The organism is Aliidiomarina celeris (genome assembly GCF_003316875.1).
Taxonomy (GTDB): Bacteria; Pseudomonadota; Gammaproteobacteria; order Enterobacterales; family Alteromonadaceae; genus Aliidiomarina; species Aliidiomarina celeris.
This window is the reverse complement of the sequence record NZ_QMIL01000001.1, coordinates 54377-80883: the sequence shown is the minus strand read 5'-3', so window position 1 is coordinate 80883 and position 26507 is coordinate 54377. Positions and strand designations below refer to the sequence as shown.

Here is a 26507-nt window from a genome sequence, read left to right as displayed (position 1 = left end):
TGCTAAGCACTATTTTTTAATTCAAAGTTCTCTGGGCTGAGATAGCCAATAGCACTATGCCTTCTTGTCTTGTTGTAATCAACTTCGATGTACTCAAAGACTGCTCGGCGCATATTTTCTCGATCCATGATGGGCTCGTCCTGCAAGGCTTCGACCTTTAATGAGTGAAAGAAGCTTTCGGCACAGGCATTATCCCAACAATTTTCTTTTCGGCTCATACTCTGAGTAAGTCTATGTTTTTTTTAATTAAATATCGATAATCGTTTGAACAATATTGACTACCTCGGTCGCTGTGAACAATGATCCCTTCGGGAAAGCCTCTGCGAAATAAAGCCATTTTCAGAGCATCACACACCAACGTTGCGGTCATTCGGTTACTCATCGACCAGCCAACAACCGAGCGTGAATATAAATCGATGATTACCGCTAGGTACAGCCAGCCCTCACTAGTGAATAAATACGTGATATCGCCAACCCACTTTTGATTCGGAGCACTTGCCGTAAAATCGTGCTCCAGCAAGTTTGGCGCCACAGGCTGATTGTGCTTACTATCCGTGGTGACCTTAAATTTACGTGCAGCCTTAGGTACAAGGCCCTGGCGTACCATACTATTGCGAATAGTTTTGATGTCGGGTGTCATGTCGAGCTCTGCCAAATCCACTTGGATACGCCGAGCGCCGCTGCGCTCTTTCGAGTCAATAAATGCCTGCTTAATCGCCTCATCTCGCTCAATTTGACGCTGCTCTCGAGGATTGACTGTCTGACCATGTTTCCGCCAAGCATAATACCCACTACGCGATACGTTGAGCACGTTCACCATCCGCTTTAAGCTGAATTGATGCTGGTGCTCAAGAATAAACTCAAATCTGGCTATTTTTGGTTCTTCGCGAAGTAGGTGGCCGCCTTTTTTAATATGGCCAGGTCCTCTGCCTGTTCAGCTAATTGACGTTTTAATCGTGCAATTTCAGCGGCTTGCTCTGCTTCTCTGGCGCTCGTGCTAGATTTTTTTTGCGCCGCAGTCCGCCAACTGTACAGCTGGGATTCGTAGACTTTCAGTTCTCTAGCCGCCGCTGCAACGCCTATTCTTTCAGCTAATTTCAGGGCTTCTGCTTTAAATTCTTGTGTGTGGACTTTGCGTGTTTTATTTGCTTTCATGATTCACCTCGTTAAGTGATTTTACTCACTTAGCTCGGTGTCCAAAAGTACTGGTACGGATCACTCGCATTACATGCCCCCATTGTGGGCACCATGTTCATGTTCCAGTAGACTTGTCGGAAGACGAGCAAGACTACTTAGACGAATGCCAAGCATGCGGTGGCGACATTCACCTACACTTGTTTTTAAACACCGGCGATGATCGCCTGCATTTGCTCATAAATGCAGACGACGAACAACTCTACTAGCACCGTAGTAAGGGCGGCATTAGCGCTGTTGTTGCGCCAGCACCTTTTTCACGGTTTCAACAATAGTCATGGTTTGTTGATCCACTTCAATATTTAACAAGGTGCCTGCAGTGGCTTCGTTTAGGTTGGTTATTGCCAAAGTTTCGGGAATTAAATGCAACCAAAACCCTGTTTTCGTTACCTCACCCACCGTGAGGCTTGCGCCATTTACCGCTACAAACCCTTTCGGCAACACATATTCTAACCACTGCGGCGCAAGCTCAAGGAACAAACGACAGTTCTGCGCGGTGTCTACACGCTCTGCAAGCCTCGCCGTACCATGAATATGGCCAGACACAATATGGCCACCGAGCTCTGCACCAAAGGTAAGCGAGCGTTCGAAGTTTACCCAATCATCGACAACCAGCGCACCAAGGTTGGTTAACCGCAAGGTCTCGTCGATAATATCGAAACGCACCCAACCTTGTTCGCTGTCGGTGTTAAACGCGGTAACGGTTAAACAACAGCCATTCACCGCTATACTCGCGCCAATTTCGAGTGCCACGAGCGCCGAACTCGGAACGCTTAATGTGAGCCGCCGAAATTGCTCATGGTCTTCAAGCGCGCTAACCTTAGCTTTTCTTTGTACTATACCTGTAAACATATAGGCGAATGCTCCATGACTCGGTTAAACCTTATTCGGTTTTTCAATCAAAATAAGTGGTTGGGTATTCTACGCCGAATACCATGCGGGTTGAACCTTCGGCTTCGGCTTAGTGTGCCATTCTTGTGTTTTTTTCTCCTCAGTGCCTGCTCTGGTGGCGCCGATGCCGCGTTCAAAGATTACCAACAGCGCCTTGAACGTTTGCTCGAGCAGGCCGCCCCAACAGCGCCGCAAGCTAACCCACAGACCATACCTACGATAAGTAGCCAACGGCTTGACGTAGCGCGAGTGTCGCTTTCATTACTCGACAGTATGCGGCTGAATCATTGCACCTTAGGCCAGCTGGTCGCAGAGCGTAACAGTTCATTAGGCAAAGTACGTAGTCCAAGCGCCCTGCTCTTTTATGAACTGCAAATTATTCCCGCGCTGCGGACATGCATTGCACAAGGTAATTTAAGTACTGACCTCGCTAGCCAATTGGAAAGTGCCTTAGCGCAAAAACAAGCACAACGCAGCACAGTAATTCATAATTTCCTCACCACCGACGAGCATATTCGTGCACTTTTACGGCCTAGTGTGGCGAACCTGAATGCGCCTTTGAGCGACTCAGACATGGAGTCCATTTTCTCAGCAGCACAGGCGCTTGCAGCTATTCTCGACGCGCTCGACAAACCGGAGCAGTTAAACGAAGAGCAATGGCTACACCATATTCGTGTACTTGGCCAACACAGTAGCCAACGGGCACACTGGGGGAGTTATTGGCAAACACTCAACCACAGCGTGGCCAAGTTGGACCAACTCACTGGGCTGCTGCAACAAGCTCAGAGTTTAAATTGCCGTGAGGGCCAACCGAACCAAACCGCCCGTTACTTAAGCAACGTGCTACTCGGCCCATACACCGACACTATTCAAGCCACAATGGCCCAGCTTGACCAACTTGGCCGCACCCTTGCCCCATTATTGCAACGCATGTCGGCGTATAGTGAAACCGAGAGTTGGCGTAGTTATTTACAATATCTCGAAGCACAAATTTATGAAATTCCGCGCGCAAGCCAACAGCACGCCGAAGCCTGGCAGCAACTGCTCGCGCCTTGTGGGTTAATGCCACAGTAATAGTTCAAGAGCGAACACGTCAGTAGCCGCATTCTTTGGCAATTAACACAGCATTGGGCACCACATTAATTTCAACTGGGGTTCGGCCTAGGTATTCACCATCAATTTGCATCGCTATATTTTCGGTGCGTAGCGCTAATTGAGTTAAGTGACCTGAAGTCACCATGCTTTTAGTGACATGACGACCAGAGTAGATCGAAGAAATAGCCAGCAATTTAGTAACTAATCGACATTCTTCAATGCAAATGTAAGCCAGTTTGCCATCATTGAGCTCGGCTTGCGGGGCTATCTTCATTCCAGCGCCATAATAGCGACTATTGGCCACTACCAGCATAAAGAGTGGCGCGCCGTTGCAACTCTCAAATTTAATTCCATCGGCCATCGCCGACACCATTTTGCCGCGATACCGAAACAGCGTGTGTAACGCGTGCAGTAAGTAACTTAGTTTGGGCAGCCATAATGTTTTAAGCGGTTGTTGCGCTATCAACTCGCCGTCAAAGCCAATACCAACAGAGTTTATAAAATAACGCGGTGCTTGACTCGAAACGCGCGCGCAACCTAAATCGATTGCCATCGGCTCGCCATAAAGTGCGCTGGTAATCATTCGCTCACAGGTATTCTCGCGATTCCAGTTAGGAAACCGGCGCGGCCGCCGCGACTGGGCAAACCAGCTACGGGCAAAATCATTGCCAGTGCCAGCAGGAATATAGCCAATTACAACTTTACTGTGGTGAAAAAGATTCACCGCTTGGTGTAACGTGCCGTCTCCGCCAACCACAATAACGCGCTCAATAGGCTGTTGCAGCGCCTTCACCTGCGCTTTCGTTTCCGTTAAATCAGCATGAGTCGGCACTGATATATAAGGAACATTATCCTTACTTAAACGTTGATACAGGCGATCGAGAACACGCTTGCGCGCCGCATTTGGAAGCGGGTTATAAAGTAGTAAAATTCTAGCCATGGATTTGCGGCAAGGTATGTAAACGCTGTTCATAGAGCAGATAATGCACATGCGCTGGAGGTAAAACATCTTGTTGGTGGCCAATAAATAAACAGGTTCGCCCCCGCAACCACGGCCCAATACGATTCAATACCTTGCTACGCGTCGCCTCGTCTACACCGGTAAAAGGTTCATCGAGCACCAGTAATTCTGGATCCATCAATAAAATTCTCGCAAGCGCTAAACGCCGTGCTTGGCCGCCTGATATTTTGTCTGCGTTTTCGCCAATTTCGGTGTGGAGCCCATCTGCACTGTTACTTAGCCATGTTTTTAAGTCACACATGTCCAGTACCTGCCACGCTTCGTCCTCGGTTAACATGGGTCGTACTAAGGTTAAATTTTGCCACACCGTGCCATTAAACAAGTAATTCTGCTGGGTGAGGTAATGCACCGCAATTCCCTGTCGCCGTGCCGCCCCCACCAGCGCGTTAGCAAGGCTACTCTTCCCCGCTCCAGACGCCGCACACAAAGTAACCTGTTGCTGCCCGTGAATGGTACACGACACAGGCTGCAACAGCATTCTTTGCCCTTGCTGCACTGCAAAGTGATGAAACTGGATAGCGCTCAATTTTCCGTTTTGCTGCACAAATTCAATGTCGCCCAGCACACTCGGTAAAGCCTCCGACTGTTGCTCGGTGCGAGTAAGCTGCGCTAACGCCTTTGCCGACGCCTGTATTTTCCCTGCTAACGCGAACTGAGTTGGCAGCGCATTGAGCACTTCCGACAAGGCCAATACCGCAATAGACAAAAGTACAGCAACAGGTCCTGTAAGCTGCCCCTGCTGATAAAAACAGGCGGCGAACCCAGCAACCGACAGCACTAAAATACCGTGTAAAACGTGCAACTGGGCTAGGCAGCGATTCGCTTGATCACGAACGGCTATTTTGCTTTGGGTTTGCACTTCTCTCTTGGTTAACGTTTGCTCGATATAGTGCGGTGTTAAACCCCACGCGCTGAGTTCAGCAAGCGCATTGACCATATCCAGTGTGTTGCGTTGCAGTTGCTCCTCTGCCTGTGAAACGTGCGCCTGTTGCGCACCCGTGTTAGCCGCAAGACGCAGTAACAATGCCCCCACTAAAATCCCAAACACGAGTACAAGCAACGCTATAACACCACTCCAAAAGGCGCTTAGCAGTGCCACAAATACAACACTCACAAGTGCAACTGCGGTAGGTGAAAGCCACCCAAGCCAGAGGTTTTCCAGTACTTTCAAGTCTTGCATGAGGCGCTGTACTTGGGTGCCGGTATGGGCGCTGGCCTGCTGCTCAAACGGCAAATTCACTAAACCACGGAACAACAGCACCCGCCAGTGACTTTGCAGCGACAAAATAAAGTCGTGTTGAAACAGTCGCTCAAAATAGCGGCCCACCGTACGCAATAAGGCAAACAAGCGAACCCCAGCACCCGGCGTATAAATATTAAACACCAATCCAAAAGCCAAAACGCCCGCAAAAGCAGACGAGGTAATAAACCAACCACTTAAAGCCAATAAGCCAATTCCGGCTAAAGCTGCAACCAACGCGCAAATAAGCCCGACTGAAGCGCCACGGCGAAGCCGCCAGAGTTCCGCTAGCCACGGCCGTAAGGGTTGCCAAAAGGCATGAGACAACAGGCTCAACTTCATACCCCACCCCCCAGCGTTAGGCTCTGCGTCGCTATTCGCTCAAAGGCGGTGTCATGGCTTACCACCACTAGAATATGACCTTCTTGTTGCAGGGTTTGTAAGGCATTAATAACCGCTTGTGCGCTCCAACTGTCGAGCCCTGCAGTCGGCTCATCGAGCAAAATTAAGGGCTGTTTGGCCAGCGCAATACGCGCCAATGCTACACGCCGCGCTTCCCCACCGGAAAGCCCGTATTGGTTAGGCCCTATTGGTGTATTTAATCCCGCCGGTAACTGCGCAAAAAAAGTCCCCAACCCCATACTAACTAACGCCTTGGTCATTTCCCTATCGCTGGCCTTTGGCGCCATAAGTTGTAAGTTCTCAGCCAAGGTTCCGGTTTGAAAAAACGGCTGTTGAGCTAAATAAGCAATGCAAAGCGAAGCCGTATTCTGTGTTTCGTGCTGCCCATTTTCCAACCCAACAGCGCCCGAACGGGGCGCAAGTAATCCCGCAATGGTTTTCAATAAGGTCGATTTACCCGCTCCCGAAGGGCCGTTCAGCCAGAGCAGTTCACCGCTCTGCACAGTGAGATGAATCGGGCCGTGAAGATCATGGGTAAAGCCACTCACCAGTTGCTTTAATTGCAGGGAGTAGGAATGATCCGGTTGCAATACAACGGCCTCCCGAGTCGCGCTGAGCGCTTGCTTATCATTCGCCCGTTGTTCAGACAAGGCCAGTAACTCTGCGGCTCCGAGCGCAGCGGCCCGGTCGTGATAGAACCCTGCAAGTACCCGTAACGGTTGAAAAAATTCCGGCGCTAACATGAGGAGTAATAACCCAACAAACCAGGTCATTTCAGCAGCCGGGCCATATTGGTAATAACCAAGCAAAGCAAAACCTACATATATAGCGACCGCTGCAATCGCTACGGCGGTAAAAAACTCCAATACCGCAGACGACATAAAGGCCACCCGCAAGGTTTTCATATTCAGCTGTTTACTCAGCTGCGACGCTTTCTCAATTTGCGCCACCGCTTTGCCCGTTCGGTTGAACAAGGTAAGCCCCGCTACGTTGCGCAAACGATCAATAAAAAGCCCAGATAAATGCTGCACACTCTCAAAATGTTGTTTATTTAAACGCTCTGCTCCCATACCTACGAGCGCCATAAATAATGGGATTAACGGAGCCGCCAAGAGCAAGAACAATGCTGCAATCCAGTCGAGACTAAAGGCAGTAAGCAAAATAACCAAAGGGATTAAAGTGGCGAGCCAAAGCTGCGGTAAAAATCGTGCGAAGTAGCTTCCTAAGGCAGGAATGGCGTCGTGCAGCAAGCTCACTTCTTCACTTGGCACCTGTGTGCCAGCACGTTGATGCCATTGTTGCATCAGCGCTTTGGCGGCAAACTGCTCTATATGAAGCGCTAATTGATCGGCCTTTTGCTCACTCTGTCGCTGCACTAGTGCACGCACCAAGATCAACGCCAGCGCTACAGCAAGCCACACTATACTGTCCGCGACTGCTAATGTTTTGGCGGCCCAGCCGCTCAGTAACCAAGCCATCACTGCGATCAGTGCAAGCTGCAGGCATTGTGCAAGAGTAGCTAAAAACGCAACGTAGCGCACGTTTTTCGAACAATGCATACGCAAACGCGCCAAATATTGGCGCGCTTGTTGAGCTTCGGTGCTTACTTGTTGGTGCTTAGTGATAGCCTTCTCCGGCACGCACTTTTCCTCTAAATACCCAATAAGTCCAAGCTGTGTACATTAACACAATTGGAATTACAAACAGTAAACCTAACAGTAAAAATAACTGGCTCTCATGGGCTGAGGCAGCGTCCCACAGGGTGTAGCTTGGAGGTACCACATAAGGGAATTTCGACGCCAGCAAGCCCAAATAGGTGAAAATAAACAGCCCCATAGTTGCCACAAACGGGGAGCCGTCTCGGCGTTTACGTACCGAGGAAGATATTTTCCACGCGCACGCAATGGCCAGAATGGGCAAAATATAAATGGGCGTAATGCCAGAGAACCAACGGTCTGCCACGAAGCTGTCTACCCAAGGTGTCCAAATACTAATAATGGCAAATACAATCATAACGGCCACGAGCAAGGGTGGCGTTATTTTGTAGGCCCACTCTTGTACTTCCCCTTCCGACTTCATAATCAACCAAGTAGCGCCAAGCAAAGCGTAGCCGGCCACCATGCCAAGCCCGGTTAACACAGTAAAGGGCGTAAGCCAGTCGAGTGCACCACCAACGTAACGGCCATTTTCCACCGCAAACCCTTGAATATAAGCACCTACTACAGCGCCTTGGGCAAACGACGCAACAATAGAGCCGCCGGCAAAAGACCAGTTCCATAGGTAGCGCGAGGTGCGCGCTTTAAACCGAAACTCAAAGGCAATACCGCGGAATATTAAGCCCGCTAACATTAAAAACACGCCTATATAAAGCGCTGGCAAGAAAATGGTATACACCAATGGGAACGCGGCCAGTAAGCCCGTACCACCCAGTATCAGCCAGGTTTCATTACCGTCCCAAACCGGCGCTACCGAATTCATCATCACGTCACGGGCGTCTTCATTTGGGGCAAAGGGAAACAAAATACCTTGGCCTAGGTCGAAGCCGTCCATGAGCACGTACATAATTACGCCAAAGGCGATAATAGCAGCCCAAATAATTGTTAAATCGAATACGGGTTCACTCATGACTGTGTCTCCTCAGCTTCCCATGCTGCACTTGCAGCTGAAAATGGACGTTTCGCTCTGCGCTCGAGTCGATCTTCAACAATCTCGTCATGGCTTGGAGCGCCGACAGTGATAACGCGCATGAGATAGTAAACACCTGCAGCGAACACCAACGCATACACAAGGATGTACCCAATCAAGGTAAATAATGCCATACCACCCGTAAGTGAAGGCGTAACGGCGTCGGCATATCGCATTTGCTCATAAATAAGCCATGGCGAGCGGCCAACCTCCGTAACAAACCAGCCGGCTAGCACCGCGATAAAGGGAGCAAAACTCATAAACTTCAAGCCTGTTAAAAACGGCTTGTTGTGCAAATACGCTTCTTTACGGCGCAGAATGAGGCCCCATACGGCAAACAGCACCATAAGCATGCCCAAGCCCACCATAATTCGGAATGCCCAGAACACAATTGCAACCGGTGGTTGTTCGTCTCGCGGTACGTCAGTAATACCCGGAACTTCACCGTCCGCGTCGTGGGTTAGAATCCAACTGGCTAATTTTGGAATGCCAATCTCAAACTTGTTGGTTTGATTCTCTTGGTCAGGAATGGCAAATAGTAGTAATGGTACCCCTTCACTACGTTCCCAGTTTCCTTCCATAGCCGCGACTTTCACAGGTTGGTGCTCAAGGGTATTTAAACCATGAATGTCACCCACCACAACCTGAGCTGGGGCTAACACCAAAATAAGCCACAACGACATCGACAGTGCTTTTTTGTGTAAGTCGACGTCGCGGTTACGCAGCACATACCAAGCACTTACCCCCAACACCACAAAGGCACCGGTAAGGAACGACGCTAACGCCATATGGAAAAAGCGAGGCCATAGTGAAGCGTTAAAAATGGCTTCCGCCCAGCTCACTACAAAATACATGCCGTCGCGAACTTCTACGCCGGCAGGGGTTTGCATCCAGCTGTTGGCCGACAAAATCCAGAAGCTTGAAATAAAGGTTCCGGTTGCAACCATAAGTGCAGCAAAAAAGTGCACGCCTTGTGGCACTTTTCCACGGCCGAACAAAAGAATGCCCAAAAATGCAGCTTCCAAGAAGAATGCCGTAACCACCTCATAGCTCAGCACTGGGCCGAGGAAGTTTGAAGCGGCCAACGAGAAATTACTCCAGTTGGTGCCGAATTGAAATGCCATCACAATTCCCGACACCACCCCCATACCAAATACCACTGCAAACACTTGAATCCAAAAACGCGATAAACGCTCCCACTGAGGGTTACCGGTTTTTAGTGAAAGTCCTTCAAGAGCGGCAATGTAAGAGGCAAGACCAATGGTGAAAACAGGAAAGATAGCGTGAAAGGAAACAACAAACGCAAATTGTATGCGCGATATAAGTATGGGGTCGAGCTCCATGAGATACTCCTATATATGAGTTACTCCTAATACAATACTCCATGTACCCCCAAAGATCATGATATAAATCAAAAAAAAACCTACTTTCGTAGGTTTTTTTATTATTCGGGAGAGAGCTCAGAAATATGCACCCTTGCCGCCTGCAAGGCACTGCCACCAAACACACCAACCCAGATATTATAGTTCCCTGAGCGCGGGCTATTGAAGGTTACCATGGGGTTTAAACCACTGGCGTCGTCGTTACAATGCCACTGACCGTCTGGCCCATAAACCACTAAGGTGGTATCTGAATTTGAACGCACGTAAATATGCAGCGGCAGAATACTTCCCGCTTCATAATTTAAGTCTATGTCGGGCGCCGAAAAGTTTATATACCCTCCGCAGCCCGCACCTAAGTCACTCACCTCTTGGCTTCCGCCCGCTTGCATGTCGTAGGTCCACGGGTCTGGATTAAAACCCGCCGCAAGATTCGCTGTGGTGAAAACCGGTGCTGCGCGCCAATTTGGCCCCACGTTTTTTTCTTTCGCTAAACTCGGCGCCATTGCTACGGCTAAAGCTCCGGCGCTTATCATCACTGCTAACTTAACTTTATTCATCGTTGTGCTCCGCTACTGTTCGCTTTTTAACTATAGCGCTAAGTTCGGTAATTCAGCCAGTAAAATTCGGTCTGCCGCAACAGTTTTTTGCTTTTTACCCAGCCACAACTCCAAACCTGTTTCGTCACAGGCGTGTTTACGCGGGCAATATTCACAATCCTTCATTACTTTTTCAGGCCAGGTTGCCTTGTCGGCAACGGTAAAACCTAAGCGAACAAAGAACTTTGGCCGACGCGTAAGCACTATTACCCGCAAAATACCTAACTGGCGCGCTTGTTCCAACGAAAACTCAACCAATTCTGCGCCTAACCCTTGCCCAGTAAAGTCCGGATAAAGGCCTAAAGAGCGAATTTCCGCAAGGCCCGTGCCATAAACATACAACGCACCACAGCCAACCACACGGCCTTCATACTCAGCAACCGCAAAAGTATGAATAGCTTGCATAATGTCTTCTGGTTTTCGCGGCAAGTGCTCACCTTCGGCGGCCCAATAGCGAATAAGCTCGGCAATTGCCGGAACGTCGGACAGCCTTGCTTGGCGTACGTGTGCTAGCCCCGCGCGCTCCCCGCGAAAGCGCATTTTCGCTTGCCGCAAAGCCTCGGCCACTTGGCTTGGCGCAGTGCCACCATAAACATTGCGGCGCGCCAGCGACGCTTGCAACGACAACGCTGCAAATACGTCAACGTCAATCTGCTCACATTCCGTTTGCATTTCGTCAACCGAAAGTGACTCGAGCGGAACGCCTTTTTCTATTGCCTTTAAAACTAAACGGCCGCTAATTTCATGGGCGTCACGAAAAGCTATACCACGGTCCACAAGGTAGTCTGCTAAATCTGTGGCATTGCTATAGCCTAACTTGGCAGCGCGCTGTGCTTTTTGCCCATTCACCGACACTTCCGGCAGTACATAGGCAAGAATAGACAAACACTGCTGCCATTCATTCATGGCGTCGAAAAAGCCTTCTTTGTCTTCTTGCAAGTCTTTGTTGTAAGCAAGCGGAAGGCCTTTCAAATTCACCATCATGGCGTTCAAATGCCCTATCAAACGCCCCGTTTTACCACGGATGAGCTCGAAAACATCCGGGTTCTTTTTCTGCGGCATTAACGACGAACCACTCGCAACACGGTCGCTCACAGTAAAAAAGCCGGCTTCACCCGAGGCATAGAAAATCACATCTTCCGACAAGCGCGAAAGATGAATCATTGTGAGGCTTGCGGTATAAAGAAGATCCACCACAAAGTCACGGTCCGACACCGCATCAAGGCTATTTCGGCACGCGCCAGCAAAACCAAGGCTTTTGGCTAGCTCCGTGCGCTTAATTTCGATCCCTGAACCGGCGAGTGCACCTGAGCCGAGCGGGCATTGGCTCATCCTCTCCCGTGCCTGCTGCAACCGCTGAAAGTCACGCTCGAGCATTTCCACATAGGCAAGCGCCCAATGCGCCACCAAAACCGGTTGCGCGCGCTGCAAATGGGTATAGCCCGGCATCACTTGATGTTCGTAACGTTCTGCAAAAGCTAACAACGCTTCCACCACCGCTAATAACACCGTACCCACTTGCTGGGAAGCGTCGAGCGCATACAAACGCAGATCAGTAGCCACCAAATCATTGCGGCTGCGGCCCGTGTGCAGCTTACGCGCTACTACACCTAATCGACGCTCTAGTTCTTCTTCCACCCAGCCATGAATGTCTTCGGCGCCAGTGGCTAAAGGTAACTCTGGGTTCGCTTGTATATCGCTGGCAAGCCCCTCAAGCCCCTGCTGCAACACTTCCAATTCATTCGCATTGAGCACCGCTTTGTCGTGCAATACTTCAATCCATGCTAAGCAGCATTGCAGCTCAAATGGTGCAAGTTTGTAGTCGAACCTGAGTGAGTCATTAAAGGTTCTAAATTCAGAGGCGGTTAAACCTTGAAACCGCCCGCCCCACATACTCATGGCTTACCTCCTTGCGTGAGCGCGCGAATACGCGAACTCAAGCTGAACAAGCGAATAAAGCCCGCGGCGTCTTTCTGGTTGTACACTTCGTCTTCTTCAAACGTGGCAAAGGCTTCAGAATACAAACTAAACGGCGAGCGACGCCCCACAACCGTGGCTTGGCCTTTGTAAAGCTGTAAGCGCACATCGCCAGTCATAACGGTGGCAAGGCTTTGTACTGCAGCCACCATTGCTGCCCGCACCGGGGTGAACCATTGGCCGTCGTACAATAAATCGGCGAGCTTTACACCAAGCTCTTGGCGAAAGCGCAAACTCGCACGGTCGAGTACCAACTGTTCAAGCCCACGCAAGGCTTGATACCAAATGGTGCCGCCCGGCGTTTCATAACACCCACGCGATTTCATACCGACCAAACGATTTTCAACAATATCAATACGGCCAACGCCATGCTTACTGCCTAGGGCATTGAGTTGCTCCAGTGCCGCCACCCCGTTTACTGGTTCACCATTCACGGCCACCAACTCACCTTGATCGAAACTTAAGGTAACTTCTTCGGCTTGGTCTGGCGCTTGTTCAGGCGACACACTCATGGTCCACACCTGTTCAGTGGGTGCGTGCCACGGGTCTTCCAGTTCCCCACCCTCGTGAGAAATATGCCACAAGTTCGCGTCGCGGCTGTAAATCTTGGTTAATGAGGCCGTAGTAGCCACATTCTTACTCGCTAAATAATTGAGCAAGTCTTGCCGCGAGCGCATCGTCCACTCCCGCCAAGGCGCAATAATCTTCAGTTCTGGCGCTAAGGCAGCTACCGTACTCTCAAACCGAACCTGATCATTGCCCTTGCCGGTACAGCCATGCGCAACAGCGTCTGCACCTAACTGCAACGCAAGTTCTACCTGTGCTTTTGCAATCACGGGCCGCGCTAAGGCGGTACCCATCAAATACTCACCTTCATACAGCACACCCGCTTGCATTGCCGGTGCAATCAAGTCGTTCACAAACTCATCTTTTAAGTCGACCACATAGCATGACGACGCACCGCTTTTTATGGCCTTTTCTTCCACGCCTTCGAGCTCTTCAGCGCCTTGGCCCACGTCGGCAACAAATGCAATAACTTCGCAGTCGTAGTTCTCTTTTAGCCAAGGAACAATCGCCGAGGTGTCTAAGCCACCTGAGTAGGCCAATACAACCTTTTTAATTGAGGTATTTAACGAAGTAGTCATGCGCCGAGCTCCTGATAAATCATGTGTAAGAGTGCTTTTTGTACATATAAACGGTTTTCTGCTTGTTGCAACACTGAACTCAGTGGTCCGTCGAGCACCTCATCAGTAACCTCATGGTTACGATGGGCCGGTAAGCAGTGAAGTACGGTGGTAGCTTGTAGGCGTTCCACCAATGCCTGATTCACTTGGTAAGGGGAAAATGCAGCCAAGGTTTCTTGTTCTGAACGCGTGTCACCCATCGACAGCCAAGTGTCGGTGTACACCACGTCGGCATGTTCAACCGCATTCAAGTCAGTCCCTACCACCACTTTATGGTGCGGATACTGTGCATTCAGTTGCGCCATAAAGTCTTGGTTCGGGCCAAACTGCGGCGGGGTAATAACCGTCAGTTTTAAATCAAGTGCCGCCGCACCCACCATTAAACTTTGGCAAACATTATTGCCCTCACCGAGATACAAAATATCAACCACACGCAAGTCCACCGGATAACGCTCTTGAATGGTCAGTATATCGGCGAGGCTCTGACAGGGATGATGCTGATCACAAAGTGCGTTGATCACAGGAATCTTTGAGGCAGTGAGCTGCTTGAGTGTGTCGTGTTTGAATACGCGAGCCACAATACCCTGTGTCCAACACGCAAGATTACGAGCAATGTCTTCTTCGGTTTCGCGCTGCCCCGGCTCCACCATTTGAGCGTCTAAATAAATAGCTTGCCCGCCAAGCTGGTGAATTCCCACCTCGAAGCTTACGCGAGTGCGCAGGCTTGGCTTTTCAAACAACATGGCAATGGAACGCCCTTTCAGCGAGCTTTGATAACCCGCAGGGTGCACCTTAATGGCGCCTGCTAATTCAAGCACGTGTTTAATTTGCGACGCGCTTAAGTCGAATAACGACAAAACATTCATGTATAGAAGTCCTAACCAGAATTAAAAAGTAATGCGAGTACCCACGGTACCGCCGTTAAGCAAGGCCACCACTGCGTCTGCATGTTGCCAAGACGTGATGGCCGTGCTTCGTCGGCTTAATCGTGCAGCTTCAATGGCCGCTAGCAGTTTTACCCGCATACCGCCTTGAATAGTGTCGTTTGCCAAGTAGGTATCAGCAGCAGACAGAGGAAGAGAGTGAATAGGATTCGCCTGATCATCCAAAATGGCTGGAACGTCGCTCAACAGCAACAACTCCGCTTGGCAAAGCGACGCTAAAGCAGCGGCCGCAAGATCGGCATTTACATTTACGAGTTGATGGTCGACAGCGCCAATGCTTGAAACAACCGGTGTGTAGCCTGCGCCCCATAAGTGGGAAAGCAAATTTTTATAACCTTGCGCTTGGGTTAAACCACGCCAATTCGGGCTTGCCACGGCGCCGAGTTCTGGAGCTATTGTCAGCGGTACCCCGCCGGCATCCGCTAAAGTTAAACCCACCGCCTGTAATTGAGCGTGTTGGGCAAGTTGCACAAACTGTAAATTGGAATAGCCGGCTAATGCACCGCTGATCAGCGGTATCTGCTCTGCCGGGGTAATACGTTGCCCGTCTTTTTTTTCTGTTGCATAACCCGCCTGCGCCAACCATTGATCGACCATAGCGCCACCACCATGCACTAATAGCCAAGGTCGTTGGTTACACGCAACCGCAAGTGCTTCTAATAAACGAACCAAGGTATTGGGTTCCGCTAAAGCAGCACCACCTATTTTTACTACCAATGGCGTGTCATTCATGGCATCAACCCCGCGTAAGGAGGTAATTGAAACACCTTATTCGCCGCTTGCATGGCTTGCCCTGCAGCACCCATAATTAAATTATCTATGGCTGCGGTCACCACCACTTGCTTGTTCTTTACCGCAATATGCAACAAACAGAACGGCGTATTGGCAACTTCGGCAACGGCTGGAGGCTGTTCTACCAACTGCACTAATTCGTGCGCGGTGTAACATTGCTCATAGTAAGCACGCACCGACTCCACAGATTGTTCAACCGCTAAGTGCGCAACACACACCGCCAAGATACCCCGCGCATAGGGGCCAAGTATTGGCGTAAAAATAACATTACAACCCAGTTGCTGAGCAATTTCAGGTTGGTGCCGGTGCGACAAAACACCGTAGGCTTGCAAACTTACTTCGCAAAATGAAGTACGCGAATTTGCACCTTTCCCCGCGCCCGACACACCGCTAATTGCAGTGATCACAGGTGTACAATCTGTTGCGAGTAAGGAATGCTCAACGAGTGGCTTTAAGGCCAGTAGGCTGGCGGTCGGGTAACAGCCGGGGATGGCAAAGATAGCCTGCTCTTGATCAAATTCAGGTAAAAACGGCATTAGCATGTAGGGAACCTGAGCCAATTCAGCCGCGGCAGGATGCTCAAAGCCATAGGTTTCGGCAAAGCGTTTTGCATCTTTAAAGCGATAAGCGCCGGAAAGATCGAACACTTTGATACCCTGCGCCGCAAGCTTTGGCGCTAACACCGCACTGGCCTCGTGAGGAAGCGCTAAAAAAGCAGCTTGAATAGCATGCTGCTGATGAATACGCGCAAAAGTTTGCTCATTCCAAGGCTCAATAACTTGCGTTTTTACCGCGTCGCGTTGCACGGCAGAGCGCAACGCCTGCTGAAAGGTTGCTGGCGAAACCGCATGCCATGGCATCGCTTCACGCTGCTCAGAACCGAAAGCCGCCACCACATTAAAGTGTGAATTTTTATGCAATAAAGAAAGTAATTCGCTGCCGCTGTAACCACTTGCACCCAGAACGATACACTGAATCAAAACAAAATAACCTATTTACCAAAATTATGGTGTCTAGGATAAGAAAGCACAGCGTAAATTGCAATATTATTATTCATTGAAAATGAATTTAAATTCATTTGATTTTATAGGGTACAAAAAAAGAGACCGTAGTCTCTTTTTCATCTCATTCACCTATTTCTTCGCGCACACTGGGATTAATCTGCGTAGCCCCAGGGCGTCGGAGGCAGCGGTACCGGCTCTGTTAGGTCAAACTCAACCCTAAATTCTCGCCCTTCACGGGTTAGCCGGTAGGTAAACACCTCAGGATAAATATACATTTGCCAAACATTAGTGTTCGACACCGCCAAGCCAAGCGCTACAAACAGTTCCTTAGAGTATTGATCTGCAGGGAACGACTGCACTCTGTCATAACCCGCATCTAGGGTATGGCCACCGTACATCGTTAGTTCGTCGTAACTGCCGTCGGCTTCGCGATGATCATGCTTTAAGCTAATGCCAGAGCCGGTTTTAGTGAGTATCCAAGTTCGTGAGTGGTTGTCGCCAACGTGAAAAGGAATCTGTAATTCATGCTCAGAACACTTACGCACATGCATGACTAAACGACCTTCAAACCCTGCGGATTCAGGATTATTCATGGCCACTTGCCCTTCATAAGCCTTGCCGCAATGGGCACGTAAATGGTCGAAAAAAGCGTCGTGGCTTGCAATGGAAACCACTGGCGCTGGTTTTATGACATTGGCCTGCGCTGGCGTGCTTGTTAGCCCAGCCAAAGCAAGCACAGCCCCTGCTACTCCGGTGGCGATTATTGCGTAACGCATAATCATAGTGTTGTCCTTATTTGTTGTTGTTTCATTGAAATCGAAGGTTGAGCGCTCTCAGTTTAGCCTCGCGCGCCTTCCAGTCGGGTAGCATGCGCGCCATCCAACTGTAAAAGTGGGCGTTATGGTAGCGCTCATGCAAATGCACAAGTTCGTGCACCACTATGTATTCAAGTAGCTCATGCTCCGCTGCGCCTAGAATTAAACTCAGGTTAATCCACCCTGTTCGAATGTTGCAACTGCCCCAGCGCGTGTGCATTTTACGCACCCGAAAGCCGTTGCAGCGCACACCCAGTTGCGCTTGCCAATAGTCAATTAGCGGCGGTACGCGCTCTTTTAAGGCAACTCGGCAGGCGTTTTCATCGGCTATTTGCGCCGCAGGCAAAGCACGAATAGCCTGTTGTTGCATAGCGATCCAATTAGCCTTTTGCTGCACAAAATCGTTGATAAAAGAATGCGGCACCCGGTGTGGTGCCGACACTTTCACCTGCCCTTCAGGACCGACAACGCGCAAGCGAATATTCTTCATCTTGCGCCTTGTGAGTTCGTATTCAATCACCTTAGAGCTGTTCATAACCCATGTTGTACAAGCTAAAGCTCAACACGTCGGCAGCCCGATCAATAATCATTGAGGTCGGCATACCCGCACCGTGCCCTGCGTTCACATCAATGCGAATGAGCTGTGGGTGCACACCCGCGTCTTTAGCTTGCAACTCAGCGGCAAATTTGAATGAATGGGCTGGCACCACACGGTCGTCATGATCAGCAGTGGTCACCATAGTTGCAGGGTAAGCCACGCCTTCTGTTACATTGTGCACTGGCGAATAGCCTAACAAGTAATTAAACATTTCTTCGCTTTGCTCTGCAGTACCATAGTCGAATGCCCAGCCCGCACCCGCGGTAAAGGTGTGATAGCGCAGCATATCGAGCACACCTACAGCAGGTAACGCTACTCGTGCTAAGTCGGGGCGTTGCGTCATAACTGCACCAACCAACAAGCCACCGTTGGAACCGCCGCTAATGGCCAACTTGTTATGTGACGTATAACCTTCAGCGACTAAATACTCACCTGCAGCAATAAAATCATCGAACACATTTTGCTTGTTCTGCTGCGTACCGGCTTCGTGCCATGCGCGGCCATATTCGCCACCACCGCGAATATTAGGCACCGCATAAATGCCCCCTAAGTCCATCCAAACCGCGTTTACCACGCTAAAAGACGGCGTTAGGCTTACGTTAAAGCCACCGTAACCATAAAGCATGGTGGGGTTCGATCCGTCCCGCTCAAGGCCCTTTTTATAGCTAATAATCATGGGCACTTGCGTACCGTCTTTTGAGGTGTAGAACACCTGTTCAGACACATAGTTTTCTGGGTTGAAGTCTGCGCCCGATTTAAAATAAAGCTCAGACTCACCTTCCGCAGGCGAAAACGCGTAAATACTCGACGCATTAATGTAGTTCGTAAACGAATAGTACAGGGTTTCTGCGTTGTCTTTGCCCGAGAAGCCGCCGACTGAACCAACACCCGGCAATGCTATTTCACGCACCAATTCACCCTCAAAATTAAACTGCTTCACTTGAGAAATGGCGTCTACCATGTAACGCGCAAAAATGTAGCCAGCGCCGCTGGTTACATTTAACACATGTTCAGTGGCTGGAATTACATCTTGCCAGTTTGCCGGTTGCGGAGCACTGGCGTCTACTTTCACCAAGCGGCGGTTTGGCGCGTCTAAATTAGTGGTTAAAAAGAGCGTACTGCCTTTATTGGTGAGCACATCAGTGCTGGAGTCTTCGTTGTCGACAACCACCACAAACTCACTGTTTTCTTGCGCTAAATCTTTAATAAAAAGCTTGTTGCCCGAAGTGGTGTTCGCCGCCGACACCAACAAGAAGCGGTTGTCTTCAGTAACGCCTGCACCTACGTAGCGGTGTTTCTGGCCCTCTGCAACACCAAAGATCACTTGATCTTCACTTTGCGCCGTGCCGAGCTGATGGTAATAAAGCTTGTGTTGGTCGGTCATTTCCGACAAATAACTGCCTTCTGGGCGATCATAGCTCGAATAATAAAAGCCTTCGTTGCCACGCCAAGCAATGCCACTAAATTTAATGTTTTCCAGTGGTTCACCAATAAATTCTTTGGTTTCTGCATTCATTACATAAACCGTACGCCAATCACTACCGCCCTTTGAAATAGCATAAGCAGCAAGCGAGCCGTCGGACGAAAAGCTAAGGGTAGCAAGCGAGGTTGTACCGTCTTCGCTAAAGCTATTAGGGTCAAGAAACACTTCTGGCTCACCACCGTCTTTTTGGCGGTACACTACAAACTGGTTCTGGAGGCCGTCGTTACGGTAAAAATAGGTGTAGTCGCCTTCTACAAAAGGCGCACCTACGCGTTCGAAATTCCACGCTTCGGCTAACCGTTCGCGAATAGTGTCACGAAATGGAATTTGCTCAAGAAAGTCAAAAGTTACTTCATTTTGCGCTTGTACCCAGGCCTCGGTTTCAGCCGAGCGGTCGTCTTCAAGCCAACGGTAAGGATCGGCAATTTCAGTACCAAAATAGGTGTCTACGGTATTACCACGTGCAGTTTCAGGATAACTCACTTTACCTCCGTGAGACTGTTCAGCTTGAGTACTTTGTTCCGTATTCGAAGGGGCACCGCCGCAGGCGGTTAATAACGCAACGGCCGCCAACGACAGCGTTGCTAAAGGAAATGAAGCGCGCATGAATAAGTCCTTCTTGTTCTTGTTTATAGGAAATTCGAGAACCGTTAAGATACCGATAAAAGCCGTTCAGCTCAACGTTACATCTTTCTCATATTTGGGTACTATGGCTCTTTGTTGGAATGCGGGCCGTACACGGGTTGTCGCGTTATGAAACGAAGCTTTGGAATTATTTATTTGGAGTTTTTATGCCTCAATATACTGCAGCTCGTTGGTTATCGTCTCTGTTACCACTATGTATTATAACTTTTAGCCTCACTGCGTGTAGCGACCACGAACATTCCAGTAGTGAACATACTCACGAGCACTCTTCAGCCGAAACTTCTCACAACGACTGGCACACACATGCTCACTCCGCAGACACTCATGCTACGAGTGCTCACCAACACGGGCGTGGTGATCTTGAAATTGTTCTCGAGGGTAGCTTCGTACTTATTCGCGGCAATTTGCCTGCCAGCGACATTCTCGGTTTTGAACACGAACCACAAACGGAGCAAGAACAGGCCCATTTCAATGAGCAACAAGAGTATTTAATGAGTAGCGACTGGCTAATATTGAGCGGCAACGCACAATGCGAATTTGCAGACGCTAACCTTTCTTTTGGCGGCAATAAATCTGGCCATGGAGACCTCATTGTGTCGGCACGGTATAGCTGCCAACAACCGAGTCGCTTGCAATATATCGATACACAATTATTCGAGCGCTACTCCAGTTTAAACCTGTTGAACGTGGTATGGTTAACCGAACAAACACAAGGAGTAGCGAGTTTAACCCCCGCCCAAACGAGGCTGCGCTTAACGCCTTAAGTTGCGAAAAGCCAAGGTATAACTAGCGTAAGGAAGCTTCTAAATCAGCTAAAAGCGCTATGCCGTACATAACTTTATGCATTGAGAGTGAACTATGAGCCAATCGTTGGTTGTTGATATTGAGCAGTTGTCATTCGCATGGCCGAACCGTCACAATAAATCCCCAAATAGTGCGCCTTGGCAGCTCAACATTCCCCATCTTGAACTCAAAAAAGGTCAGCACTTGTTTATTTTGGGTAGCTCTGGCTCCGGAAAATCGACCTTACTGAATTTGCTGAGCGGTATGCTCAGCCCACAGTCGGGAACACTTGTAGTCTGTGGTCAAAACCTAAACACACTGTCAAACGCCAAAAAAGATCGCTTTCGCGCGCAGCATCTCGGGCTTATTTTTCAGCAGCTGAATCTGATTCCTTATTTAAGCCCCGTTGAAAATGTGCGCCTACCCGCACGCTTCGCTGGCGTTGAAGCTTCGGCTGAACGTGTTGGCTACCTTTTTAACGCCCTAGAACTGCCGCCAGCGGCGTGGCACAAACCGTCACAGCAACTCAGTGTTGGTCAACAACAGCGTGTGGCAATAGCTCGTGCCCTCGTGCTCAAACCCGAGCTAATTATTGCCGACGAGCCAACCTCTGCACTCGACGCAGACAACCGTGATCGTTTCATGGAGCTCTTGCTAAGTGAAGCTGCCGTAGCCGACACCACGCTTATTTTTGTTAGCCATGATCAAAGTTTGCGGAAACACTTTCAGGCCCAACTCAATATGCACGAACTCAGTTTGGGGGTGCAGCCATGTTAATCTCTATTGCCCGCAAGAGCCTAATGAACCGGCGCAGCACAGTCGTCATGACCCTAGCTTCATTAGTCATCAGCCTTACCCTGCTTTTTGCGATTGAGCATTTGCGCGAGCAGGCTCGTGGCAGTTTTTACCAAGCGGTGTCCGGCACCGACCTTATTGTTGGCGCACGTAGTGGGCAACTTAACCTTTTACTCTATTCGGTATTTCGAATCGGCAATCCGACCGCAAACGTAAGTTGGGATAGTTTTCAAACTATTCAAAATATGCCGCGTATTCGTTGGACCATTCCAATATCGCTCGGCGACTCTCACCGCGGCTATGCTGTAATTGGCACCAACTCTAACTATTTTGAACACTTTCGTTATGCCCGTGATCGCGGCCTTAACTTCCAAGCCGGCGAACCGTTTAACGATCTTTATGACGCAGTTATCGGTGCCGACGTAGCGCGTGCTCTCGGCTATAGCCTAGGCGACAGCATTACCCTCGCACACGGTACTGGTAGTGTCAGTTTCGTTCAGCACGACGACAAACCATTTCGTATTGTCGGCATTCTTGAACCAACCGGCACACCAGTCGATCAAAGTGTGCATATCACGCTTGAGGGCTTACAGGCGCTTCATGTCGCTGGCCCAACAAACCTGCAAGGGCCTGGTGTTAAAGCCTCCAACACAGCAACCAACAGCGCCGAGCATGCGCGCACACTTGACTTAACCCCAGCCAGTGTCTCCGCTATTTTGGTGGGGGTAGACAACCGCGCCGCAAGCCTAATGATCCAGCGCCAAATTAACACCTATCGCGGTGAGGCGCTCAGCGCCATTATACCGGGCGTAGCGATGGCGGAGCTCTGGCGTATGCTGGCAAGTTTCGAGAATATGTTAAGGCTCATTAGCTTTATGGTGCTTATTGCTTGTTTAGTCGGGCTTACCACTACGCTGTTGGCGGCTATGAAAGAGCGCGAACGTGAAATTGCGATTTTACGCGCCACCGGGGCACGGCCATGGCATATTTTTATGCTCATTCAAGCCGAAGTGGTGCTTATTATGGTGAGTGCCATTGTTTTGTCTATCGGCCTGCTGTGGAGCATTCTAGCCAGCGCACAGCAAACCATAGTGGAGCGTTTTGGTGTACTTATTGAAAGCAACCCATTAAGTATGGAATTGCTCGTGTATAGTGGTATTGCCCTAGGACTTGCCGTTTTATTGGCTTTTATACCGGCAACTTTAGCGTTCCGAGCAGCCTTAACAAAAGGGCTCACGCCACGGGTTTAAACCCAGCTGTGAGCCCTCTTACTCCTTACATGTTGGTTGCTTAGAATGAGAAGCGTGCCACGTATCCCTCATCCGTGACGGTATATTTATACCGACCGTTCTGGGTTACGTAGGCATCTTGGTCAATGTCGCCAAAATAACGATTCTCTATCGAGTGGCGTACTACCGGCGACGCGACCAGAGTGCGCATGTTCACCGTTTGGGTGATACCACGACCATTGCTCAACACAATACGGTCGCCCTTTATTTTATGGCTTGCACTGCGCTCTGTTTCCAGCGTTTGCTGCCATTCACCCGTACCCAGCGCATAGGCCACCACCGCGTCGCGGCCAATCATAAAGAGCCGGTCATTAAAACTGTACAAGCCCACCACACTATTGGTGCCGTAATCGGCATGATTATTCTGGAACTTTACCGCGCCGTTGTTCAAGTCGAACGCATACACACGCTTAAGATCAGCTGCATAAACCGTATCGTTCACAACAATAGGCGCCGTTAAGCTTTGTGAGGTAGAAAAAATACTGGCTTTTTCAAACTGCGGTGACTGCCAATTCAGCTCACCGCTCTGCGCGTCTAGTACCAATACCCCCTCGCCTTCACCGGTATACATGCGGCCCGAGCCTCCAGCAACCAAGTTGTTTCCATGCTTTTCAAATGAAACATAGTAACCCCGCTGCAAACTTGTTTCCCATGAAACCTCGCCGGTTCGTGCATGTTGGCGCCATATTTTACTTTCTTCAACACGGCCAACGCGGCCCTTAAGGTCGGAAGCAAAATAAACGTAGTTACCGTCGACAAGCACATGATGTTTATCGGGCCAGTTCAAGCTCACTTCATTTTCCCAAAGCTTTTCACCCGTGCTAAGGTCAAAAGCTTCGGTAGGTCCACCATTGACCAGCACCACATTGCCAGCGCGCACCAAGCCCATGGTTTTACGGCCCGAATGCTCTGCCTTCCACCGCACGTCGCCCTGCAACGAGGTTCTTACAATGTCGTACGCTGTAGCTAAGCCGAGTGTGGCATCAATGTTTTGTGCTCCACTTACAACCACAATATCATCATCTACACGCATTACATCGGCAATACCCGCGCCTCTAAAGTTAGCCACATGGCCTAACCGTTCACCACTACGAGGGTCTAAAATATAGAGCCCGTCGAACGTTTTAAACACTAAATAGTTTGAATCGGGTACCGCGTGTACTACCGTGTCGAGAAAACGTATTTGCCGCGCGCGTCGCGTTTCACGATCTTCACCTTCATGTTCAGCCCCTAATAGGTTCGCTAAACCACGGCCTATCATATCGGCGCCACGGTCTATCAACGCCTCGTATTTATTTAAACTGAACTCCAAGTCGTTAGCCCGCCACAAAATTTCACCATTCACCGAGTCCATGGCAATCACTACTTCTCGGTTTGCTTGGTAGTCGAACAATAACAACATGTTGTGTTGCCCAAAGGCTTTAATGTCGTAATTCGCAGCCATAAACTGGCCGGCAGTGGCCGAGAGCCCGCGCACCGTCACTGAGGTGGTGCGACCTAACGCTTGTAACCAGCTTTCCTCAAGAGAATTCACCACGCGGCCGTCTGCGCCATCGAGTAGATATACGTTCCGCCCCGTACTAAAGGCAATACGTTCGCCGTCGTGAAGCACATAAACAGGGCTTAAATCGCGAGCTTCTTCGCGCGCGAGCCAATCGGGTTCAATATCAGATTTGGGCGTAGACATACAGCCCGCTGCGAGCAGCCCTGCACTAAACAGAGCCAAGAGTTTTTTTGTATTTATCATCCGTGTCACCTAATGCGTTATTAATGAAAGGCGACTGCTTTCTGCCTTGCTCTAAGTGTGAAGTTCTTAAAAAAGGTGGCGCGCTGAGCACACCACCTTTATAAGTTTAGAACAAGGTTAACGGAATGTTTACAAAAGATCAAAAATACACCAGTGCGTTTAATTTCCGTTTAGTTTCCGTGCAAAAAGGTGCTCAAGGCTTGCGAAAAGCGTACAGGATGCTCCAAATGAGGCATATGACCCGCCCCTTCAAATACTTCGAAGTGCCTATCAAGAACGCCCGCGTCGCTTCGCACCGCCTCATTGAGCACAAACGGCACTGTGGTGTCTGCTGTTCCCCACGCCAGCCATACTGGTTTTTGCTGATCACGTAATTGCTGATAAAAACGGCTATGATTGTCCGGCGTAAAGTTATAAATACTCGACGTAAGTGCTCGCGTGAACCCACGTATTTCCCGCTGATGCTGATAACTTTCAACTAAACTCGCCGTAATTTCGGCGGAAACCGACTCATCGGCTAAGCCTTGCTCCAACATCGGAATATAAAACGCCGAAACCATGTAATAGCCCAAGCCAGCTGGAATACCGGGCGGTAGAATAGGTTCATGCAAAGGCGCCACTAAACCTACCCGCGCAAAACGTTCAGGATGCTGCGCGGCAGCCCGCGTAGCAACAGCGCCGCCCATCGACAATCCAACAATATGCACCGGATCATTGATATTCAGCGCGTTAAGTAGCTCGATAACCTGCTGTTCATAAAGCGCTCCCGTATAGGGAATGTCGGGCCGTTCTGAATACCCACGCCCGTATAGGTCAAAGGTAAGAACCCGAAAGCCCTGCTCCGCCAAGCGGCTGGGAATGTCGCCCCATGCTGTTGCCGGAATACTAAAGCCATGCACCAAAACTACCCAATCACCGCTACTGCCATAGCGCTGATAGTGCGTTTGCCCTGCTGTTAGCTTTACATAGTCGCCCGGTGCCTGCTGCATTACCTGCTCATTGAAGTGCGTCGACTCATTGTGGTTACGCCAATGCAGTGTCATAACCCACAAAATAATCAGGAACAAAATTGCAAATAAGCCTACAGCGAGCCATTTCAAAAGCTTCATGAGTATCCTTATGGGGTGATTTTGGTTAAACGTTTAGCGATCATTAACTCGCCTTTCATAAAGTCGACGGCTCTGCCCTTTAAGAGTACCCGCTCGCCTTTCAACTCACAGTCAACCCAGCCACCACGGCGCGAGGCTTGAAAGCCTTTCACCACTGGCTGGGCCAGCCGCTTTGCCCAATATGGAGCCAACATACAATGTGCCGAGCCAGTAACGGGATCTTCATTCACCCGCAATTTGGGGTAAAAGCAACGGCTAATAAAGTCAGCGCCACGGGCGGCGGCGGCATCGTCGGCGGGAGCGGTTACCACAACACCACGCCCGTCTAGCTCTGCGAGCGCAAGAAAGTTTGGTGTGAGTGATCGAACCTCGGTTGCACTTTCATAAACCGCTAAATAGTCAAAATCTTTATATACAACAACCGGATTGCCCGGCAATCCCATACGTAACGCTGGCGGAACTGTTACTTCGGTGAGCGTTGCTGCGGGGAAATTCATCACCAAAAAGCGCCCTTCTTTTGCCACAGTTAAAAGCCCACTGCGGCTTTGAAATTCAACAGCGTTGCCCGTTACATGAAGGTGTTCAAATAGCACATGGGCCGCCGCAAGCGTAGCATGACCACATAAATCTACCTCTGCTTCAGGGGTAAACCAACGAATACGGTAACCTTCATTTTCTTTCACCACAAACGCGGTTTCCGATAAATTGTTCTCATCGGCTATCGCCCGCAATAGCGTGTCAGGAAACCAACTGGCTAAAGGGCAAACCGCTGCGGGGTTGCCTTCAAAAACCTCGGTGGCAAAGGCGTCTACCTGATAAATCGGCACCCGAATCAT

General features: G+C 49.8%; 23 protein-coding genes and 1 pseudogene. 5 read left to right on the top strand and 19 right to left on the bottom strand.

The features are described 5' to 3' along the window. Positions 1-2: 2 nt before the first annotated feature. Positions 3-1155: pseudogene (locus tag DQW12_RS00375) on the bottom strand (IS3 family transposase). A gap of 50 nt (positions 1156-1205) precedes the next feature. Between DQW12_RS00375 and DQW12_RS00370 the strand changes: the two are divergent. Further along, positions 1206-1403, top strand: a complete 198-nt coding sequence (locus DQW12_RS00370) for a CPXCG motif-containing cysteine-rich protein (RefSeq protein WP_113905739.1) — start codon at positions 1206-1208, stop codon at positions 1401-1403. A 19-nt stretch (positions 1404-1422) separates the two neighbouring features. On the opposite strand, the gene DQW12_RS00365 is transcribed toward DQW12_RS00370, so the two are convergent. After that, positions 1423-2046 (bottom strand): riboflavin synthase subunit alpha, encoded by a 624-nt coding sequence (locus tag DQW12_RS00365; RefSeq protein ID WP_113905738.1) that lies wholly within the window; start codon positions 2044-2046, stop codon positions 1423-1425. Positions 2047-2061: 15 nt separating this feature from the next. Here DQW12_RS00365 and DQW12_RS00360 point away from each other — a divergent pair, with 15 nt between their 5' ends. After that, the gene (locus tag DQW12_RS00360) at positions 2062-3159 is read left to right on the top strand and encodes a DUF3080 family protein (protein ID WP_157957800.1); all 1098 of its coding nucleotides are present in this window, start codon (positions 2062-2064) and stop codon (positions 3157-3159) included. 19 nt (positions 3160-3178) lie between these two features. Here the strand turns inward: DQW12_RS00360 and DQW12_RS00355 are convergent, their stop codons facing one another. The 14 genes from DQW12_RS00355 to DQW12_RS00290 form a co-directional block, all read right to left on the bottom strand. After that, the gene (locus DQW12_RS00355; RefSeq protein ID WP_157957799.1) at positions 3179-4120 is read right to left on the bottom strand and encodes a diacylglycerol/lipid kinase family protein; all 942 of its coding nucleotides are present in this window, start codon (positions 4118-4120) and stop codon (positions 3179-3181) included. Beyond that, positions 4113-5783 carry an amino acid ABC transporter ATP-binding/permease protein gene (locus tag DQW12_RS00350; protein WP_113905735.1) on the bottom strand — a complete coding sequence of 557 codons (1671 nt, stop codon included), beginning with the start codon at positions 5781-5783 and terminating at the stop codon, positions 4113-4115. The genes DQW12_RS00355 and DQW12_RS00350 overlap by 8 nt, the downstream gene beginning before the upstream one ends. Continuing rightward, the gene (locus tag DQW12_RS00345) at positions 5780-7483 is read right to left on the bottom strand and encodes an ABC transporter ATP-binding protein/permease (RefSeq protein ID WP_113905734.1); all 1704 of its coding nucleotides are present in this window, start codon (positions 7481-7483) and stop codon (positions 5780-5782) included. The genes DQW12_RS00350 and DQW12_RS00345 overlap by 4 nt, the downstream gene beginning before the upstream one ends. Continuing rightward, the gene (gene cydB / locus DQW12_RS00340; protein ID WP_113905733.1) at positions 7461-8468 is read right to left on the bottom strand and encodes a cytochrome d ubiquinol oxidase subunit II; all 1008 of its coding nucleotides are present in this window, start codon (positions 8466-8468) and stop codon (positions 7461-7463) included. Before cydB ends, DQW12_RS00345 begins: the two co-directional genes overlap by 23 nt. After that, the gene (locus tag DQW12_RS00335; RefSeq protein ID WP_113905732.1) at positions 8465-9871 is read right to left on the bottom strand and encodes a cytochrome ubiquinol oxidase subunit I; all 1407 of its coding nucleotides are present in this window, start codon (positions 9869-9871) and stop codon (positions 8465-8467) included. Before DQW12_RS00335 ends, cydB begins: the two co-directional genes overlap by 4 nt. Before the next feature lie 101 nt (positions 9872-9972). Beyond that, positions 9973-10467: a hypothetical protein gene (locus tag DQW12_RS00330; protein ID WP_198683869.1), complete on the bottom strand. Its 495-nt coding sequence runs from the start codon at positions 10465-10467 to the stop codon at positions 9973-9975. Positions 10468-10497: 30 nt separating this feature from the next. Further along, positions 10498-12405 carry an argininosuccinate lyase gene (gene argH, locus DQW12_RS00325; protein WP_113905731.1) on the bottom strand — a complete coding sequence of 636 codons (1908 nt, stop codon included), beginning with the start codon at positions 12403-12405 and terminating at the stop codon, positions 10498-10500. Then, entirely contained in the window at positions 12402-13628 is a 1227-nt protein-coding gene (locus DQW12_RS00320) for an argininosuccinate synthase (protein WP_113905730.1), read from the bottom strand. The genes argH and DQW12_RS00320 overlap by 4 nt, the downstream gene beginning before the upstream one ends. Next, positions 13625-14533 (bottom strand): ornithine carbamoyltransferase, encoded by a 909-nt coding sequence (argF, locus tag DQW12_RS00315; protein ID WP_113905729.1) that lies wholly within the window; start codon positions 14531-14533, stop codon positions 13625-13627. The genes DQW12_RS00320 and argF overlap by 4 nt, the downstream gene beginning before the upstream one ends. Before the next feature lie 21 nt (positions 14534-14554). Continuing rightward, positions 14555-15343 (bottom strand): acetylglutamate kinase, encoded by a 789-nt coding sequence (gene argB, locus DQW12_RS00310; RefSeq protein WP_113905728.1) that lies wholly within the window; start codon positions 15341-15343, stop codon positions 14555-14557. Continuing rightward, the gene (gene argC, locus DQW12_RS00305; protein WP_157957798.1) at positions 15340-16383 is read right to left on the bottom strand and encodes an N-acetyl-gamma-glutamyl-phosphate reductase; all 1044 of its coding nucleotides are present in this window, start codon (positions 16381-16383) and stop codon (positions 15340-15342) included. Before argC ends, argB begins: the two co-directional genes overlap by 4 nt. 176 nt (positions 16384-16559) lie before the next feature. Continuing rightward, complete coding sequence (locus DQW12_RS00300; RefSeq protein ID WP_370444347.1) at positions 16560-17183, bottom strand: hypothetical protein; 624 nt, start codon at positions 17181-17183, stop codon at positions 16560-16562. A 31-nt stretch (positions 17184-17214) separates the two neighbouring features. Beyond that, the gene (locus DQW12_RS00295) at positions 17215-17712 is read right to left on the bottom strand and encodes a M48 family metallopeptidase (RefSeq protein ID WP_198683868.1); all 498 of its coding nucleotides are present in this window, start codon (positions 17710-17712) and stop codon (positions 17215-17217) included. A gap of 31 nt (positions 17713-17743) precedes the next feature. Further along, entirely contained in the window at positions 17744-19909 is a 2166-nt protein-coding gene (locus DQW12_RS00290; protein WP_113905724.1) for a prolyl oligopeptidase family serine peptidase, read from the bottom strand. Between the two features lie 185 nt (positions 19910-20094). On the opposite strand from DQW12_RS00290, the gene DQW12_RS00285 reads away from it, so the two are divergent. From DQW12_RS00285 to DQW12_RS00275, 3 genes are all read left to right on the top strand, one after another. Next, the gene (locus tag DQW12_RS00285; RefSeq protein WP_198683867.1) at positions 20095-20712 is read left to right on the top strand and encodes a ZrgA family zinc uptake protein; all 618 of its coding nucleotides are present in this window, start codon (positions 20095-20097) and stop codon (positions 20710-20712) included. A gap of 94 nt (positions 20713-20806) precedes the next feature. Then, positions 20807-21508: an ABC transporter ATP-binding protein gene (locus DQW12_RS00280; RefSeq protein ID WP_113905722.1), complete on the top strand. Its 702-nt coding sequence runs from the start codon at positions 20807-20809 to the stop codon at positions 21506-21508. Next, entirely contained in the window at positions 21502-22776 is a 1275-nt protein-coding gene (locus DQW12_RS00275) for an ABC transporter permease (RefSeq protein WP_113905721.1), read from the top strand. Before DQW12_RS00280 ends, DQW12_RS00275 begins: the two co-directional genes overlap by 7 nt. 40 nt (positions 22777-22816) lie before the next feature. Here DQW12_RS00275 and DQW12_RS00270 read toward each other — a convergent pair whose 3' ends face one another. From DQW12_RS00270 to DQW12_RS00260, 3 genes are all read right to left on the bottom strand, one after another. After that, positions 22817-24562, bottom strand: a complete 1746-nt coding sequence (locus DQW12_RS00270; RefSeq protein ID WP_113905720.1) for an outer membrane protein assembly factor BamB family protein — start codon at positions 24560-24562, stop codon at positions 22817-22819. A 170-nt stretch (positions 24563-24732) separates the two neighbouring features. Further along, positions 24733-25671, bottom strand: coding sequence for an alpha/beta fold hydrolase (locus DQW12_RS00265; protein WP_113905719.1), 939 nt, complete (start codon positions 25669-25671; stop codon positions 24733-24735). Positions 25672-25679: 8 nt separating this feature from the next. Continuing rightward, complete coding sequence (locus tag DQW12_RS00260; RefSeq protein ID WP_306418739.1) at positions 25680-26507, bottom strand: PhzF family phenazine biosynthesis protein; 828 nt, start codon at positions 26505-26507, stop codon at positions 25680-25682.

Coding starts and splice junctions, on each gene's coding strand:
- DQW12_RS00365 (WP_113905738.1), bottom strand. CDS start 2,046: ATGTTTACAGGTATAGTACAAAGAAAAGCTAAGGTTAGCGCGCTTGAA.
- DQW12_RS00360 (WP_157957800.1), top strand. CDS start 2,062: ATGACTCGGTTAAACCTTATTCGGTTTTTCAATCAAAATAAGTGGTTG.
- DQW12_RS00355 (WP_157957799.1), bottom strand. CDS start 4,120: ATGGCTAGAATTTTACTACTTTATAACCCGCTTCCAAATGCGGCGCGC.
- DQW12_RS00350 (WP_113905735.1), bottom strand. CDS start 5,783: ATGAAGTTGAGCCTGTTGTCTCATGCCTTTTGGCAACCCTTACGGCCG.
- cydB (WP_113905733.1), bottom strand. CDS start 8,468: ATGAGTGAACCCGTATTCGATTTAACAATTATTTGGGCTGCTATTATC.
- DQW12_RS00335 (WP_113905732.1), bottom strand. CDS start 9,871: ATGGAGCTCGACCCCATACTTATATCGCGCATACAATTTGCGTTTGTT.
- DQW12_RS00330 (WP_198683869.1), bottom strand. CDS start 10,467: ATGAATAAAGTTAAGTTAGCAGTGATGATAAGCGCCGGAGCTTTAGCC.
- argH (WP_113905731.1), bottom strand. CDS start 12,405: ATGAGTATGTGGGGCGGGCGGTTTCAAGGTTTAACCGCCTCTGAATTT.
- DQW12_RS00320 (WP_113905730.1), bottom strand. CDS start 13,628: ATGACTACTTCGTTAAATACCTCAATTAAAAAGGTTGTATTGGCCTAC.
- argF (WP_113905729.1), bottom strand. CDS start 14,533: ATGAATGTTTTGTCGTTATTCGACTTAAGCGCGTCGCAAATTAAACAC.
- argB (WP_113905728.1), bottom strand. CDS start 15,343: ATGAATGACACGCCATTGGTAGTAAAAATAGGTGGTGCTGCTTTAGCG.
- DQW12_RS00300 (WP_370444347.1), bottom strand. CDS start 17,183: ATGCGTTACGCAATAATCGCCACCGGAGTAGCAGGGGCTGTGCTTGCT.
- DQW12_RS00295 (WP_198683868.1), bottom strand. CDS start 17,712: ATGAAGAATATTCGCTTGCGCGTTGTCGGTCCTGAAGGGCAGGTGAAA.
- DQW12_RS00290 (WP_113905724.1), bottom strand. CDS start 19,909: ATGCGCGCTTCATTTCCTTTAGCAACGCTGTCGTTGGCGGCCGTTGCG.
- DQW12_RS00285 (WP_198683867.1), top strand. CDS start 20,095: ATGCCTCAATATACTGCAGCTCGTTGGTTATCGTCTCTGTTACCACTA.
- DQW12_RS00280 (WP_113905722.1), top strand. CDS start 20,807: ATGAGCCAATCGTTGGTTGTTGATATTGAGCAGTTGTCATTCGCATGG.
- DQW12_RS00275 (WP_113905721.1), top strand. CDS start 21,502: ATGTTAATCTCTATTGCCCGCAAGAGCCTAATGAACCGGCGCAGCACA.
- DQW12_RS00270 (WP_113905720.1), bottom strand. CDS start 24,562: ATGATAAATACAAAAAAACTCTTGGCTCTGTTTAGTGCAGGGCTGCTC.
- DQW12_RS00265 (WP_113905719.1), bottom strand. CDS start 25,671: ATGAAGCTTTTGAAATGGCTCGCTGTAGGCTTATTTGCAATTTTGTTC.
- DQW12_RS00260 (WP_306418739.1), bottom strand. CDS start 26,507: ATGATTCGGGTGCCGATTTATCAGGTAGACGCCTTTGCCACCGAGGTT.